12 protein-coding genes are annotated in these 16,532 nt (G+C 43.6%); 4 read left to right on the top strand and 8 right to left on the bottom strand.

Annotated elements, in window-relative coordinates; genetic code table 11:
• Positions 1-12: 12 nt before the first annotated feature.
• On the top strand, positions 13-1,011 hold the full coding sequence (locus RT422_RS00060) for a zinc-binding alcohol dehydrogenase family protein (protein ID WP_203171511.1): 999 nt from the start codon (positions 13-15) through the stop codon (positions 1,009-1,011).
• A 277-nt stretch (positions 1,012-1,288) separates the two neighbouring features.
• On the opposite strand, the gene bfr (RT422_RS00055) is transcribed toward RT422_RS00060, so the two are convergent.
• The 8 genes from bfr (RT422_RS00055) to RT422_RS00020 all read right to left on the bottom strand — a co-directional run bounded on the left by bfr (RT422_RS00055) (position 1,289) and on the right by RT422_RS00020 (position 10,774).
• Positions 1,289-1,759, bottom strand: a complete 471-nt coding sequence (gene bfr, locus RT422_RS00055; RefSeq protein WP_313420747.1) for a bacterioferritin — start codon at positions 1,757-1,759, stop codon at positions 1,289-1,291.
• A gap of 35 nt (positions 1,760-1,794) precedes the next feature.
• Positions 1,795-2,274 carry a bacterioferritin gene (gene bfr, locus RT422_RS00050; RefSeq protein WP_050323942.1) on the bottom strand — a complete coding sequence of 160 codons (480 nt, stop codon included), beginning with the start codon at positions 2,272-2,274 and terminating at the stop codon, positions 1,795-1,797.
• A 202-nt stretch (positions 2,275-2,476) separates the two neighbouring features.
• Entirely contained in the window at positions 2,477-2,680 is a 204-nt protein-coding gene (locus RT422_RS00045) for a bacterioferritin-associated ferredoxin (protein ID WP_007116452.1), read from the bottom strand.
• Between the two features lie 76 nt (positions 2,681-2,756).
• Positions 2,757-3,158: an ExbD/TolR family protein gene (locus RT422_RS00040; protein WP_007116453.1), complete on the bottom strand. Its 402-nt coding sequence runs from the start codon at positions 3,156-3,158 to the stop codon at positions 2,757-2,759.
• A gap of 60 nt (positions 3,159-3,218) precedes the next feature.
• Entirely contained in the window at positions 3,219-3,884 is a 666-nt protein-coding gene (locus RT422_RS00035) for a MotA/TolQ/ExbB proton channel family protein (RefSeq protein ID WP_282841459.1), read from the bottom strand.
• A gap of 506 nt (positions 3,885-4,390) precedes the next feature.
• Positions 4,391-6,415 (bottom strand): TonB-dependent receptor domain-containing protein, encoded by a 2,025-nt coding sequence (locus tag RT422_RS00030; protein ID WP_313420745.1) that lies wholly within the window; start codon positions 6,413-6,415, stop codon positions 4,391-4,393.
• Positions 6,416-6,637: 222 nt separating this feature from the next.
• Positions 6,638-9,409, bottom strand: coding sequence for a nitrate reductase (locus RT422_RS00025; protein ID WP_313420744.1), 2,772 nt, complete (start codon positions 9,407-9,409; stop codon positions 6,638-6,640).
• Between the two features lie 39 nt (positions 9,410-9,448).
• Complete coding sequence (locus tag RT422_RS00020) at positions 9,449-10,774, bottom strand: FAD-dependent oxidoreductase (RefSeq protein WP_313420742.1); 1,326 nt, start codon at positions 10,772-10,774, stop codon at positions 9,449-9,451.
• Positions 10,775-11,242: 468 nt separating this feature from the next.
• On the opposite strand from RT422_RS00020, the gene RT422_RS00015 reads away from it, so the two are divergent.
• From RT422_RS00015 to nirB, 3 genes are all read left to right on the top strand, one after another.
• Positions 11,243-12,715, top strand: coding sequence for an MFS transporter (locus RT422_RS00015; protein WP_007116460.1), 1,473 nt, complete (start codon positions 11,243-11,245; stop codon positions 12,713-12,715).
• 131 nt (positions 12,716-12,846) lie between these two features.
• Positions 12,847-14,790 carry a protein kinase domain-containing protein gene (locus RT422_RS00010; protein WP_313420740.1) on the top strand — a complete coding sequence of 648 codons (1,944 nt, stop codon included), beginning with the start codon at positions 12,847-12,849 and terminating at the stop codon, positions 14,788-14,790.
• A gap of 190 nt (positions 14,791-14,980) precedes the next feature.
• A partial coding sequence (gene nirB / locus RT422_RS00005; protein WP_313420738.1) for a nitrite reductase large subunit NirB occupies positions 14,981-16,532 on the top strand: 1,552 nt, incomplete at its 3' end.

Below are 16,532 nucleotides of genomic sequence, written 5' to 3'. Positions count from 1 at the left end.
AAGGACAAATCTATGAAAGCCGTATCGTATGTTATAAATAACCATGATGATTTTAAAAATTCATTGGTAGATATTGAAAAAGCGAAGCCTACGCTTAAGGAACGTGATGTACTGGTAAAAGTTCAGGCAATCTCTGTGAACCCCGTTGATACCAAAGTGAGAAAAAATTCGTCTGAAGCAAATAATCGTATTTTAGGTTGGGATGCCGTTGGGGAAATTATCGAAATTGGCTCAAAAGTTACCTCGTTTAAAGTAGGAGATTGTGTTTGGTATGCGGGCGATTTAACCCGAGATGGTAGTAATGCTGAGTTTCAAGCAGTCGATGAGCGCATCATCAGTCTTAAACCCATTACAGTATCTAATGCAGAAGCCGCAGCATTGCCATTAACTGCTATCACCGCATGGGAAATGTTATTTGATCGGTTTCAAATTTCAGAAACAGAAGTTGGCAGTATTTTGATTATTGGTGGTGCAGGCGGTGTAGGCTCAATCGCTATCCAACTCCTAAAAGCAAAAACCAATCTGACCGTGATAACCACAGCGTCACGTGAAGAAACGAAATCTTGGGTGGAATCACTGGGTGCCGACCATGTCATCGACCATAGCAAAGATTTAAACGAACAAATCGAAGCACTAGGCATTGAGAAACCCAAATATGTCTTCTCTACCAATCATACAGACACCTATATCAAGCAAATATTTTCTCTGATTGCACCCCAAGGTAAGCTTGGATTGATCGATGATCCACAAACCTTTGATATTATGCCGTTTAAGACTAAATCTATTTCTATCCATTGGGAGTTTATGTTCACCCGTTCAATGTTTGAAACCGATGATATCGAAAAGCAAGGTAATCTATTGCAACAGGTTGCCCAGTTAGTTGACCAGCAAAAAATTAGAAGTACGCTTAACCAAAATCTAGGCAATATTAACGCTGCAAACTTGGAGAAGGCGCATAAGCTGCTTGAATCAGGTAAGTCAAAAGGCAAAATTGTACTAGAAGGTTTTTAAAACAGCTCTTGTAAAACAAATCTTGCAAAACATATTCTGGCTAAAAACAGACTCTTAAAATAACTCACCAAACGGCTGGCAGAACGAAAACTGCCAGCCGAAATCACTCATCATCTTGGCTATGCCAATATGGCAAACTCGACAACTAAAACGACAATCAATAAATCACTGCAACTAAGATGATGATAAGCGATGCCATCAGTATAGAGATGACAGAAATCAACGCAGCTTGGGCATATTGATGGTCCATACAGTTATTCCGACACACTGAGACGCGCTATGAATCTAATAAACTTTGCGTATAATTTTCGATGCCCATCGAGGTCATTAGTTCTATCTGCGTTTCTAGCCAATCAATGTGCTCTTCACTCCCGTCTTTGAGTTTGATCAATAATTTGCGAGAGACAAAATCACGCTGCTGCTCACATAAAGCAATCGCATTTTTGATGATGTCAGTTTTTTGATACTCTAATTGCAAATCACAACGCAAAATTTCACCAACATTTTCACCGATTAAAATTTTGCCAAGCTCTTGCAAGTTTGGTAGACCATCTAGCATTAAGATACGCTCAATGAGGTCATCTGCCCATTTCATCTCATGAATCGACTGATGATACAATTTTTCGTTAAGTTCACTTAGTCCCCAGTTTTTGGCGATACGCGCGTGTAAGAAGTACTGGTTGATAGCAATTAATGCCTGACCCAAAACTTGGTTTAGCGCTCTTAGAATTTCTTTATCGACTTGCATAATGTTTACCTTAGTTGCCTTAGTGCTTGGTCGCCTTATTCAGAGATGTCACCGAGCTGAGATTGCAGATAATTGGGCAGTCCCATCATATCAATCAGTCTTAGCTGCTGCTCTAACCAATGCGCATGGTCTTCTTCGGTATCGACCAATTGGGCGACCAAAATCTCACGGGTTACATAGTCTTGCTCTTGCTCACAAAGCGCAATGCCGTCTTTGAGATGTTGACGAACCGCATATTCAAGCTGAAGATCGGCTTTTAGCATACTTGGCACATCATGACCGATGTTGATATCGGCAACTTTCATGTTGGGTGTGCCTTCTAGCATCAACACCCGATTGATTAAGGCACGCGCATGATCGCTTTCTTCTTCCATTTCATGATGCATACGCGTATGAAGTTTTAGATAATGCCATTCATGATACATTTGCGAATGAATAAAGTACTGGTCACGAGCCCCCAGTTCACCACTAATTAAGAAATTTAGATAATCAATAACAGCTTGGCTGCCTTTCATGGGTATATCCTTGAAAAATGAACAGAAACAAAGGTTGGGTATTATCTGAAATACTAAATTAAAGTGACGTTAAAAACAATTCACCGCAGCAAATAATTTACAATATTTTTCAATCGCTCATTCATTGAGATTAATGAATAAGTTTGGGTGTGTGCGCTAACAGCTCATTAGGCAACTTAATAAACTAGGCAACATTAATACACTAGGCAACTTCAATAAATAGGTGCGTATAGTTATTGATGCTTTGGGCGTACTCTTCGAGATAACCTTCAATCATTGGCTGACAGCCACCACAGCAAGTAGCCACATCAAGCTCAGCTTGTAACGCCTCTAAGCTGTCATGACCTTGTTCAATGGCTGTTTTGATTTGACTTTCTTTGACCGCATTACAGATACACACAAACATACGCACCTCGTTGATAAATTTTCTTATATAATAATGATAATTATTCTTATTATCAATAAAAATTTTATCAATCAGGTTATTCACTGACAAACGCAATTTTGGTTAGCTTGTTTTCGCTTGCTGTTGCTAGGATTTGTGCGACGGTATCATATCGGCTGTCTTTATCAACGCGTAGCTGAATGCTTGGGGTCTCGCTTAATTTGCCTTGTTCGGCAAAGCGCGTGTTTAATTGCGCCAAACTGATACTGGCATCATCCCAAAAAATCTTGCCATCTTTATCAATGCTTACTTGTATCACTTTGGGCGGGGCTTCATTGACTTGTGCCGAGGTTTTGGGCAAATTTAGCGGTACACTGGGATTGATTACCGTTGCCGTCACCAAAAAAATAATCATCAAGACCAGCATGATATCAATCAGTGGAATCAGATTGATTTCATTCATGCCCGTCGACGCGTCATCACCGAGTTGAAATGCCATAAGTTATTCCCTGTTTATCTGTTTATCTGTTTAGCTTATCTGTTTAGCGTTGGGTCAAGGTTAGGCGTTTTTCAGCATTAAGTCAGCGGCGTTAGTTTGTTGCTTGGGCTGCGAGCTAGTTTGCAAATGAGGTTGAGCGGCTAAACTAGTTTGCGTAACTTGGCTGGAAGAATTCATTAACACGTTGGCAAGCAAGGTATGCGCCGTGTCATTCGCTTGGTGCATGGCTTTGCGATTGATTCGTACTATGACATTGTACATAATGACCGCAGGAATGGCTACCGCAAGCCCAAGCCCAGTCATAATCAAAGCCTCCCCAACCGGTCCTGCGACTTGACCAAGTCCGGCTTGACCTGATTTAGCAATGCTATCTAAGGCATGAAAAATCCCCCACACGGTACCAAATAGCCCAATAAAAGGGGCAATGGCAGCGGTCGTGCCAAGGATATTTAAGCCCTGCTCACTGGCAAAACGGTAGCGATTGAGCTGTTGCAGTAACTGCTGCTCAGTGACCAATTTTTGATTGTCTAGAGATAAGGTGGCGAGTTGAGATTGCTGTTGGTAAATTTGCTGAGTCAAATCTTGCGACACTGTCTTAGCAATTTTTTGGCTATTTAAGATACGTAAAATACCTGTAATCCAAGACAGCATCGATAAAACAATTAACACAAAAAATAACGTCTTGGTCACTACATCTGTATATTGCCAGTAATTTGCAAAATCCATAATCATTCCTATAACACGATAAATATAAAAACTAACTTTAAATGTTAGTATAAATGATAATCATTATCAACAAAAATATTAAAAATTAGGCTTAATTTAACCAGCGACTTTACAATAAAATCCAACGACTTTAATTTAAGCAAATTTAAAATCTAATAATTTTAAAATCAAATGACTTTAAGATAAAGTAACTTTAAAATTAAGTAACTTTAAAACCTCATACTTTTTTATCTTCGCTTTGTGTTAGCTTTATCTTGGGCAAAATCACCACAAGGTTATTGATAGCCTACAGTGTCGACTAGGATGAACACCTTGCGCAAAATGCCGTTTTCGGTTACACCGATTAATACCTTAGGCAATTGTCTTGATACCCCGCCAAACCTTGTGGTAGTAAGACGGGTAAAAAATTGGATTTTGGACATAAGCAAAGTGTCTCTGCAATATTTTATGAAAATATTAAACCGTAATGGGCAATCCATCATGCTGATGGTTATCACCCATTGAGTTTAAAACTGATAACTTAGCGACACTTTGACATTGCGCCCCATGGCTTTATCACCGGTATTGGATACGTGCTCATAGTAGTAGGCATCTGTAAGGTTATACACGCCAGCATCCACGATTAATTGCGGTAACGCGCTTGGACGATAGCTACCAAATACATCATAGGTGGTAAAACTTGGCAAATCAGCGACGGCAGTAGCGCTGGTGCGACGCGTTAAACCTTTGACATGGCGGATGGCACTTCCAAGGCTGAATTTGTCATTGAGGTCATAATTAAAGCCAAGGTTTAACTGATCGCCTGAGTCTTTATTGAGTTGGTAACCTTGCTCGGTTTCGCTTTTGGCATGGGCGTAGCCTGCATTCAAGCGCATATTATTTAGCCGATATTTTGCGCTCAGCTCGTAGCCTTTGATGGTAGTTTCACCGGCATTGATGTAGCTAGCACATTGCCCGTCTGTCACTGAGTTACCTGTGGCACAGTCAACGCCTGTTATGCGGTCGATTTTATTGTCATACTGGGTATCAAAGACTTTCGCTGTCAGCGACATACTGTCTTGACTGTCAAACACCCCTCTAAAACGGCTACTGATACCCAGCTCTGCGTTTGCGCCTGTTTCTGCTTCGAGGTCTTTATTGACGAAGGTTTGCCCAGATTGGTGAATGGTTTCTGGCAAGGGTGGTCCATTAAACAATTGGGTATAACTGGCAAATAAGCTGTGGTTTGGCGTTAGTTTAAATTCCCCTGCTATTGCGCCCGACAGTTGATTATAGTCGTCACTGCTTAAGCGCTCTGACGGCTTATAGTGGTCAAAGCGCACGCCAGGCGTCAGCGCAAATCGTCCCAATTCGATTCGGTCTTGTAAGTACACCCCTACGCTGGTAGCGTCTTCTGTGATATCACTACTCTCTAAGGTCGCTGATTTTTTATAGCCTTCTACCCCATAGTTGAGCGTATGGGTCAAAGCATGGTCACCATGATGCTGCGTCAGTTGCTGTTTGATACTTGCCGTCATGCCATCGGTTTTGCCTGACGTGGCTATACGCATGGGGGTCGTTCCGCGTAGTCCTTGCGACAGCGCTTCATTGGTTAAATGATAAATTTTGCTGTTTAGCTCAAAATTGCTATGCGGTTTATATTCATAGCCGAGTGCATAGGTTTCATTATTGGTGTAGCCAGGATGAATATTATCGGGTAAATTGGCTTGGTAGCCGATATTGGGGCGAAACGGATAGTTGCCGTCATTGTCATAGCTTTGGTAACTGGCAGTAATTTTGTGACCTTCTGCCGGCATCACATTGACTTTGGCTAGTATACTTTTGATAGTAATATCATCACCTTGGATATGGTTGCCTTTGCCATCTTCGCCGCCATCGCTGTCACGCTCACTATAAGACACAATCATGTCCAATTGCTCATTGGGTTTGGCATAGGTCGTTAGGCTTCGCTGAAATTGCTGATCGTTACTGGCATAGCCCAGTTTAACTTTTGCCCCCATTTTTTGATCTGGTAGTAGCAAGTCCTGTGCATCCACCGTGGTAAACGCCACACCGCCACCGATGGCATTATTGCCCAAAGTCACCGAGTTATTACCCACTGACACTTCTGTTGTTTTATACAAATCTGGGTCAAGTCCACTAATTCCGGCATGGTGAAAGCCGCGCGTTTCCGGTTGGCGCACCCCATCCACGGTAATTTTTAAGGCACTGCCGGCATTGTCTGAGCCCAAACCGCGAATATAAATATGCTGATCCATCCCCGAAGTACCACCGACATTCACCCCAGCAACCGTCGGTAAATATTGATTGAGTAAATCAGCTTGCTGTACCTTGACTGAGCTCTCATGGCGGACGTTCTCAGTCTGTTTTGCTGGGGTATATTGACGGGCATTAAAAGTAATGGTCTGCAAGGTAGTGACGGGTTCTGGCTCACTCGCTGTTGCCAACGGTGAATAAAGGGTGGTTAATACACACAGACTTAAATAGCGCAAAGCACCACGCGGCGGTAAACTAGCATTGGCAGTATTCATAAAATCACTCAGATATATAAAAAAAGAGAAGCGTTACAAAGCGGTAAGAATAATAATATAAATGATAATCATTATCAATTAATTTTTCTAATTATTTCCCTTTTTTTCGAATATCTAATGCTAGTTATCAATGAGTCACCAAGTAAAATCAGGCAACATCAAGCGAAATTATAAAGTGGCTTAAATTTCGCCCAATAATCCATTCAACAAGTTATAACAATTTCACCCCGCTAAAATTTTGCTAATCTCTCCTAGACAGGAGCCACAATTGGTGCCTGCTTTGCAATGTTTGCCAACTTCAACGACGGTTTTACAGTGATATTTTTTTATTGTCTCAACAATGGTATTTTCACCCACTGACATACAAGAGCAAACAATCCGCCCTGTATCAATAAAACCCGTGGCAGGTTTGCCCATTAGTAGCCATTTACGCGTATGGCTATTGAGCGTTGTGCCAAATTGGCTATCTAGCCAGTTATGGGTGGGTAGTTTATGCTCGTGGGTGCTCAAAAATACTAGCGCATGGACTTGCCCGTTTTGCAATATCGCAAGTCGTAAATCTTGGCTGGTGTTATCGGTATCAATATGTTGATAATGGATAATATCAAAGTTGTAGGCTTGCGCTGGTTGATTGAGCCATACACTTAACTGCTGTTGCCAATATTGTTTATCAAACCAAGTGGTCATAAACGCAGACTGATTATCAATGGCAAAAAAATACTGGCTACTGTTTGACTGGCGATTACGCACCCAATAAGTCATATCTGGCGATTCGAGCCAAGTTAGCAGGTTTTCATCACAGTGTTTATCAATCAATAACCATCCAAATGCTTGCATGGTTAGCTTTTGCAGCCTGACAGGTTGGTGCTTGAGCTGCGGTTGCTGTGAAAAGGGGTCATGATGATTGCTGATAAGCTTACCGACACGCGCATTGGCGGCAAAGTGCTGATTCCAGTGCATAGGTATAAACACATCGCCTTGGCGTTGTTTTTCAGTCACATCTGCCCGCACTAAGATAGTACCATTGGGACTGTTAATTTGCACAAAATCGTTATTTTGTACACCCAAAGGTTTGGCGTCACTCGGGTGAATCGCAACCAGTGGGTGCGGTAAATGCTGATTGAGCTGTGGGGCAATCCCTGTACGGGTCATGGTATGCCATTGGTCACGCGAGCGACCTGTGTTAAGCACTAGTGGATATTGCTCATCAGGCAATGACTTGGGTACCGCAGGATTAACGGTGACAAAATGCAGTTTTTGGGTATCAGTATAAGTTGTGCCGATAGTGGTGTGTGCGTCTTGTTTTTGTAGTCCAAAATAATGCGGTTGACCCCATTGAAACGGTGCCAAATTATCATACTCGTTTTGGCTAATATTGGCTAAATGACTGATGTTAAAACTTCGGCTATCTGTATTTTTTTCACCGCCATTCTTCTCGCCACTAAGCCGAGCGTGTTCGGCAAACACTTGGTAGTCGTGGGTGTAATCAAAACCCACAAAACCCATTTTCTGTGCCACTTGGCTGACTATCCACCAGTCGGGCTTGGCATCAGCAAATGGGGTGACTAAGCGGCGCTGGCGAGAGATACGGCGTTCGCTGTTGGTGACCGTGCCTGATTTTTCACTCCAGCCTTGCGCGGGCAAAACCACATGAGCAAAGTCGAGCGTGTCGCTGTCTTTTGAGCAGTCAGACACGATGACCAGTGGGCATTGCTGTAACGCCATGGCAAATTTGTCTGCTTCTGGTAGACTGACTACAGGATTGGTCGCCATAATCCAAATCGCTTTAATTTGCCCCTCCAAAATAGCATCGGCACATTGGGTTGCCTTGATACCATCTTTACCACTAATACTAGTCGGTGCTTGCCAAAAGTTGGCTACTGTTTGACGATGGTCGCTGTTTTTGAGCTCAAAATGACTGGCAAGCAGATTGGCTAACGCCCCGACCTCTCGCCCACCCATGGCATTGGGCTGTCCTGTAATTGAGAATGCCCCTGCCCCTTGATAACCCAGTTTGCCTGTATAAAGGTGGCAATTGATAATGCTATTCACCTTATCGGTGCCATTACTGGCTTGATTGACACCCATGGAGTAAAAACTCACGGTTTTCGTGGTAGTGGCAAACAATTGGTAAAACTCGGTTAAATCACTTTCGTTGACACCGCAGATTTTGGCAACTTTTTTAATCGTCCAACTGTCACTGGCTGCAAGCGCATCAGCAAGATTGTCACAATGCCTGAGATAATCGTGATTGGCATAGCCGTTTTGGTGCAAGTAATTGAGTAGTCCGACAAATAAATGGGTATCTGTGCCGGAGCGAATCGGCAAATGCAAGTCAGCAATCGCGGTGCTGTCAGTGGCTCGCGGGTCAATTACCACGATTTTTTTGTTGGCATTGGCTTGTTTGCTGGATTTTAACCGACCAAATAAAATCGGATGACACCACGCCATATTCGAACCGATAATGATAAATAGGTCGCTGTTTTCGATGTCTTCATAATTACAAGGCACAGTGTCCGAGCCAAATGCTCGCTTGTAGCCAGCCACCGCTGATGACATACACAGTCGAGAATTGGAGTCCAAATTATTGGTACCCAAAAAACCTTTGGTAAATTTGTTTGCCACGTAATAATCTTCGGTGAGCAGTTGTCCCGATACATATAGCATAACGCTGTCGGCGCCGTATTCATCAATGGTCTGTTGCAATGATTTAGCAACAAAATCGGTGGCGGTATCCCAATCGACTGGCTCGCCATGAATCATCGGATGTGCCAAACGGCGGTCACGATCGAGCGTATCGCCCAACGCTTTGCCTTTGGAGCATAATTTGCCAAAGTTGGCAGGATGGTTTGGATCACCGTCAATGCTGACGTGTTGGGTATTCTCATCAATCGTCGCTAACACGCCACAGCCAACACCGCAATAGGCACAGGTAGTCTTGACTTGTGTCAGGGGAGATTTTTGTGGTGCTAAATGTTGTATAGTTGTTGTCACACGTTAACCTTTTACTATTTTTGATTTCTACCAGTCAGATCAGCCCGCCAGCAACTCTTCACAAAACGCTTTGCCAAACAGTAATTTATCTTTGATGGCTGAAATATCTTGTTGATTTTGAATCAGTTCAAAAAACCAACCGCCCTCTTGTACATCACCATATAGTACTGCAGATAAAATACGGTCGTCTTTTACGGTGATTTTTTGGTAGATGCTATGGCTAGGGTCTTGATAAATCAATTGCTCGCAGTCGTGACTTACATCGATATCACCTGCCGAAAATAGTGCCACGCCCGAGACCTTTAGTTTGGTTGCTGTTGGTTGTATGCTAAACACGGGCGAGGTGCTGCCTGGCTGCTCGTTTAAGGTATGTAGCAGAATATTGGCTTGCTCATACACAGGTGCGACGAGCCCAAATAGTTGGTTGTCAAACTGTACACACTCACCAATCGCATACACGTCTGGGGTATGGGTTCGCATTTGGTTATCAACCAAAATCCCCCGCTCGCAAGTGATACCGACCTGTTGCGCAAGGGCAATATTGGGTCGCACGCCGACAGTCATGATAATGCAATCGCTGTCAATGGTTTTGGCAGGGATGGATGTGTCGACATTATCCGTGTAAGTCAGTCCAGTGACCTGGTTATCCTCATCCACACAAATCGCTTGGGAGTTGGCGTTGAGCACAAACTCAATACCTTTGTTTTCAAAGTAAGTTTGCAGTAAATCGGCAGCGGTTTTATCCAGTTGGCGATTGAGTAAATAGCCTGCCCCATGCACCACAGTGACTTTCGCTCCCTGTTGTACCAAAGCATTAGCAGCCTCAAGACCGAGTAATCCACCGCCGATAACCAGACATTTTGGAGATTTTTTGCCATTATGATTGTTTTTTGCGATATCTAGCATAGCATCCACATCGGCTTTGGTACGAAAACCCATGACGCCTTTTGCGGTATGGTTGGGCAATGGCAAAATAAATGGCGTTGAACCTGTGGCAAACACCAATTTGTCATAGCCGATAGTTTCGCCACTGTCGGTGATGACCTGATGAGCAGCAAGATTGATATCGCTAACAGTGCAACCTGTCTTTACAGTGATGTTATGGTTGGCGTACTCCTCTTGAGAAAATAGATAAATCTCAGCGAAGCGTTTTTCCCCTGCCAATACAGGCGATAGCATAATACGGTTATAGCCTGCATATGGCTCGCTGTTGATAAGCGTGATGGCAAACTCATCTTGACTTTGTTCGCCTTGGCTATCAATCCCCAGTCCGCTGTGGGCACTCAGTCTGCTTTTGGCATACTGCATGGCAAAGCGTGTCCCTGCCATCCCTGCCCCTATGATAAGAATGTGTGTGTGTTGCATTATTTGGCTGACCTTGCTTATCCGACCCGATATTTAATACTTTAGAATCTAGCACTTTAAAATTTAATAATTCAAAATTTATGCCAACCGTTTTAAACCGTTGTTTTTTACTGTTTTTTATGGTGTTTTAAATTTTGGCTATTATTTGTCGGACAGTGTGGTGGATGTTGACCACTCTTTGAATTTAACCTCTTTAACTGTAGATAACTGTTTGACGGTTTTTAGCCAATTGTTTCGCTATTCATTTGCATTATTTTTTCACCTTCTCGATTACTTACCAAAATAGTGCAGTACAGCATCAAATTTTTATCATTTATGCTAATCGGTAAAAGTTTTATCACAGCAAAATAGCTAATTGATGGGTCATTCAAAAAAATTATTGTAAAAACAAAAGCTTATGATAATGGCATAAATATTGCTTTTACCTTGTTACCGTGAACCGTACAGGCTTACTTAAAGGAGAAGCAGATGCCCCAACGTTTACCGCTGTTTGCTATGAAATTACCCCGTATCAAGGTGTTACATTACACCTGGTTTGCTTTTTTCGTCACCTTTTTAATTTGGTTTGCTCATGTGGCATTGATGCCCACCATCAAACAATATTTTCATTTGAGCGATGGACAAGTCAAAGCGATCTTGATGCTCAATGTGGCTTTGACCATTCCTGCTCGTTTGCTAATCGGCGCGATGGTCGATAGATACGGCCCCAAGCGTTCATATAGTGCTGTGTTGTTGATTAGCGGTTTTTTGTGTTTTGTGTTTGCTTTTGCTCAAAGTTTCCAAATGCTGGCGATTGGGCGATTTTTGCTAGGTTTTGTCGGTGCAGGATTTGTGGTTGGGATTCGTTTGATTTCAGAATGGTTTCCTGTCAATGAAGTCGGCTCGGCAGAAGGGGTGTACGGTGGTTGGGGCAATTTTGGGGCGGCAGTAGCGTCGATGTCGATGCCGATTCTTGCCTTAATGTATGGCGGTGCAGACGGTTGGCGGTATGCGATTGCTACCACAGGCGTGATTGCGATTGTTTATTCGGTCATTTTTTATCGTGGCGTCACTGATACACCCAAAGGCGCGACTTATTTTAAACCAAAAAAATCAGGCGGCTTGGAAGTATCAAACAAGGCAGACTTTTACTTTTATGCGGTGATGATTTTACCGGTTTATGCGATTTTGTTTTTGTTGGCGTGGCGTTTGTCACCTAGCGGATTAAAATTATTAACCGCTAATCAAACCATGCTGGCATATGCGGTGGTGGCGGTGCTTGTAGTCTATCAATATATCAAAATCTGGTCAGTCAATAAGCATTTATTTGATACATCTCGCCCTGCGGTAAATCCAGAATATGGTTATCAGTTCAAACAAGTGGCGATTTTAGACATGGCGTATTTGGCATGTTTTGGCTCTGAGTTGGCAGTGGTGTCGATGTTGCCGCAATTTTTTATTACCAACTATGGTGTATCGCATACTTTAGCAGGGTTGACTGCAGGCTGTTTTGCGGTGATGAATTTATTTGCTCGTCCTGGCGGTGGTTTTATGTCCGATGCGGTCGGTCGTCGTAAAGTATTGATGATTGCATTGGCAGGGCAAACGGTGGGTTATCTGCTAATGACGCAAATGACCAAGTTACCATTGGCGGGTGCAGTGGCAATCGTGCTGCTTACTTCTGTATTTGTGCAAGCAGCATGCGGTGCAGTGTATTCAGTGGTTCCGCTCATTCAACGCCGTATGACAGGGCAAATTGCTGGTATGGCGGGTGCCTATGGTAACGTAGGTGGGGTGTTGTTTTTGACTATTTTCTCTATGGTATCGCCAACAGGATTCTTTATTACCCTCGCGATTTTTGCAGGGATTGCCTTTATTGGCGCGACCTTCCTGAGCGAGCCACAAGGACATATGGTCGAAGTGCACGAAGATGGCACGATTGAGCGAATTGCGATAGCGTAATCGCTCACTAAATCCAACCAAAAAACAGTCGACAGCGGACAAGGAAGTCTAGTTAGTAAGGCAAAAAAGGGTGTATACCCTTTTTTCATTTTTGCACAATGCGTAGCAACCGTGCTAGTAAGGAAAAACCCATGTCAAAAGCCATTCAGCAAAATCCCGCCAGTTCTCAATCCTTACCACAATCCTTGCCGCAACTGCTGACCCGTGCTGCTAGTCATGCAGGGCGCAAAGCGGAAAATCAAGATACCTTGACAATGCAAACGCTGGTACCAACAGGGGATAGCAGCGCCGCTCAGCTTGCATGGCAAGTCACTGCTTTAGCTGACGGCGTCAGCAGCTGCGGACAGCCAAAGCTCGCCAGCCAATGGGTGATTGATACGCTGATCGACCAATTAACCATGCACCAAGCTGACATGGTAACAACCACTGTTACTAGCCCTGTGACTAGCGATTCATTGAATAACAACAGTGCCGAAACGCTGGCGCAAATGCTCACCAAAAGCGTGCATATTATCAATGATTTTTTGTATTTTAGTGATCACCCTGACAGCTTTGATTCAGCCTCGCAGCGGTATTTGCCCAAATTACTTTCAACCTTATCGGGGCTGCTGTTTACCGAGCCTTTATTATCCGAGCACTCGGCAGTGTTATTTCACACGGGCGATAGCCGTATCTATCGGCTAAGGCACAACAAACTGCGCATACTCACCCAAGACCACAGACACAAACGAGGGAGAGACAAAGGCGCGTTAGCCGCTGCACTTGGCGCAGATGCCCATGTAGAATTACAACTTGCCCAAATTGATGTGTTGCCCGAAGATGTGTTTTTGATAATGACCGATGGCGTGTATGAATTTATCGGTGATGATGAATTATTGTTACTCACCCAATCGGCATTGGGCAAATTGTTGGCGCTGGATAATTCCACCACCTTCGACTTAGAAAATTTGCCAGAAACCTTGTGCCAAGTGGCATTGGAAAATGGCAGTAATGACAATGTCAGTTGCGTGATGATAGCCGTCTTACCAAAAGTTGCGAGAATTTTGGCGAATGCAGATTTTGACAAAGCTGACCTTGCTGAACATACAGACAGTCGTCATGCCGTTACCCGTTTACGCATTCCGCCTGTGCTGACTGTCGGCGACAAGCTTGATCATTTTACCATTGACAAAGTGGTGCAAAACACGCCACGCAGTAGCGTGTATTTGGCAACCGACAGCACCGCTGACACAGCCGATAATCAGCGTATTATCAAAGTGCCATCTGCTTACTATGAAGACGATAGCGGATTTTTACGGCTGTTTTTAAAAGAAGAAAAAATAGGGTTAAGCCTCAATCACCCAAGCTTACTAAAATTTTACCCCAAGCCGATGAATAGCCAGTATCTGTACCATGTCACCGAATTTTTGCAAGGCATGAGCTTGCGTGAATTTATCGACACCCAGCCGCCGTTATCGGTTGCCCAAACCTTTGCTATTGTCAATCAAATCGGCATGGCGCTGCGAGCCATGCACCGTAATTATCTTCTCCATCAAGATATCAAGCCCGAAAATATCATGCTGCTGCCATCGGGTCATATCAAGCTCATTGACTTTGGTTCGGTTGGCTCGTTACTCCTAAAAACAGCGCATACACCGCCTGTGGGCGATTTGCATTATATTGCCCCCGAATATTTTAGCGATGCACCAAAAGGGGTGTATTCCGATATTTTCTCGCTGGGTGTAGTGACTTATGAGATGCTGACGGGGCTACAACCATTCGATGTCGACACCTTGACCACTGCGATGACCGCCCAAACCAACCAAAAACTGGCGTTCAAAAACGTGCGACAAGTGCGCACGGATTTGCCATTTTGGGTCAATGACGTGCTTATTCGTGCGCTGCAAGCAGATAGCAACCGCCGTTATCAGAGCATTGGTGATTTTCTCACCGACCTTGACCCCAAAAGCCATGCCGACGATAAAGCCAAACAGCCGCTGATTGACAAACATCCTGTGCTATTTTGGCAACTGGTCAGTGGCATATTAACGGTGCTGTTGCTCATCACTTGGCTACTGGTTGCGTTAAATTACTAACAATGTAATTTAGGTTATGCTTGATAGACAATTAACCTATATTTTTTAACCCATTGAAATTTATAGTTAATTTAAATATTGGCATAAATTTTGCTTACATAGCAGTATAGAAAAACTTAGGATAATACACGCCAAAAGCCAGTCATTATCCTAGTCAAGAAGCCAATGTTTCGTTAGAAGGGATAAATACATGAAAAATCTTATCGTCATCGGTAATGGCATGGTCGGTCATCACTTTATCGAAAAAGCGATTGAAAAACGCCTACACCAAACTTACCAAATCCATGTGTTTAGTGCTGAGAGTCGCCCAGCCTATGACCGTGTCTATTTATCCAGTTACTTTGAACACAAAGACGCCAGTCAATTAAACTTGGTGGATTTGGCGCACTATAAGCAAGCTGGGATTACCTTGCATTTAGGCGAAGCGGTTAACCACATTGATGCGCAAAGTAAAATCGTCACAACAATCAAGGGTAATGCGCTTGAGTTTGACAAATTGGTACTCGCCACTGGTTCTTATCCTTTTGTCCCGCCTGTCAAAGGCAACCAACATGCACACTGTCATGTCTATCGAACTATTGAAGACTTAGATGCGATTTTAGCAACAGCGGACAATCCACGTGTTCAACGTGGTGTGGTGGTTGGCGGTGGTTTATTGGGATTAGAAGCCGCCAAAGCCTTAGTGACACTGGGTTTAACCACCTATGTAGTCGAGTTTGCACCCCAACTTATGGGCGTACAGCTAGATGCCGCAGGCGGAGAGTTGTTAAAGAAAAAAATCGAAGACTTGGGCGTTACGGTACTAACCGGTAAAAATACTCAGCAAATCATCGATAACCATGACGATGACGCCAGTTTTTTAACCATGCAATTTGCTGATGGTAGCTTGCTTGATACCGATTTGATTCTATTTAGTGCTGGGATTCGCCCTGAAGATACTATGGCACGAGATTCTGGGCTAAAACTTGGCGAACGTGGCGGTATCGTCATTGATGACAGATGTCAAACAAGCGAGCCAGATATTTATGCGATTGGAGAATGTGCATTATGGGATAACAAAATCTACGGGCTGGTTGCTCCAGGCTACACCATGGCAAGCGTATGTGCCTCACAAATAGCAGGTGAGCATGACAGCCTATTTGACGGTGCGGACATGAGTACCAAACTTAAACTCATGGGCGTCGATGTCGGCAGTATTGGCGATGCCCATGGCAAAATCAAAGACAGTTTAAGCTTTGTCTACCAAAACCCAAAAACAGGCGTGTATAAAAAGTTAGTTACCTCGGACGATGGCAAACGCTTGCTCGGTGCGGTACTTGTGGGTGATACGGAAGATTACAGCAACTTGCTCCAGTTATTTTTAAATGGTATTGATTTACCCCTACAACCTGAAAGCTTGATTTTACCAAATGTCGAAAAGCCCGTTATGGGCGTTGAAAATCTGCCTGATACCGCTACCCTATGCTCATGCTATAACGTTAATAAAGGTCAAATCTGCGCAGCAGTGGACAATGGGGCCATGACTTATGAAGACATCAAGAGCTGCACCAAGGCTAGTACAGGCTGTGGCGGCTGCGCCCAAATTGTCAAAGATACCTTAGTGTCAGAACTTAAAAAACGTGGTATCGAAGTTAAAAATCATATCTGCGAGCATTTTTCTTACTCTCGCCAAGAGTTGTATCACTTGGTGCGTGTCGGCAATATCCACACCTTTGAAGAGATGATTGAAAGACACGGACACG

Origin of the sequence: Moraxella sp. CTOTU49803 (genome assembly GCF_032097965.1) — a bacterium.
GTDB lineage: Bacteria > Pseudomonadota > Gammaproteobacteria > Pseudomonadales > Moraxellaceae > Faucicola > Faucicola tetraodonis.
The sequence above is the reverse complement of the archived record's forward strand: the minus strand, read 5'-3'. Positions and strand labels throughout refer to the sequence as shown.

What these genes read in the sequence shown, in the direction of transcription:
- RT422_RS00060 (WP_203171511.1), top strand. Translation starts at nt 13, where the DNA reads ATGAAAGCCGTATCGTATGTTATAAATAACCATGATGATTTTAAAAAT.
- bfr (WP_313420747.1), bottom strand. Translation starts at nt 1,759, where the DNA reads ATGCAAGTCGATAAAGAAATTCTAAGAGCGCTAAACCAAGTTTTGGGT.
- bfr (WP_050323942.1), bottom strand. Translation starts at nt 2,274, where the DNA reads ATGAAAGGCAGCCAAGCTGTTATTGATTATCTAAATTTCTTAATTAGT.
- RT422_RS00045 (WP_007116452.1), bottom strand. Translation starts at nt 2,680, where the DNA reads ATGTTTGTGTGTATCTGTAATGCGGTCAAAGAAAGTCAAATCAAAACA.
- RT422_RS00040 (WP_007116453.1), bottom strand. Translation starts at nt 3,158, where the DNA reads ATGGCATTTCAACTCGGTGATGACGCGTCGACGGGCATGAATGAAATC.
- RT422_RS00035 (WP_282841459.1), bottom strand. Translation starts at nt 3,884, where the DNA reads ATGGATTTTGCAAATTACTGGCAATATACAGATGTAGTGACCAAGACG.
- RT422_RS00030 (WP_313420745.1), bottom strand. Translation starts at nt 6,415, where the DNA reads ATGAATACTGCCAATGCTAGTTTACCGCCGCGTGGTGCTTTGCGCTAT.
- RT422_RS00020 (WP_313420742.1), bottom strand. Translation starts at nt 10,774, where the DNA reads ATGCAACACACACACATTCTTATCATAGGGGCAGGGATGGCAGGGACA.
- RT422_RS00015 (WP_007116460.1), top strand. Translation starts at nt 11,243, where the DNA reads ATGCCCCAACGTTTACCGCTGTTTGCTATGAAATTACCCCGTATCAAG.
- RT422_RS00010 (WP_313420740.1), top strand. Translation starts at nt 12,847, where the DNA reads ATGTCAAAAGCCATTCAGCAAAATCCCGCCAGTTCTCAATCCTTACCA.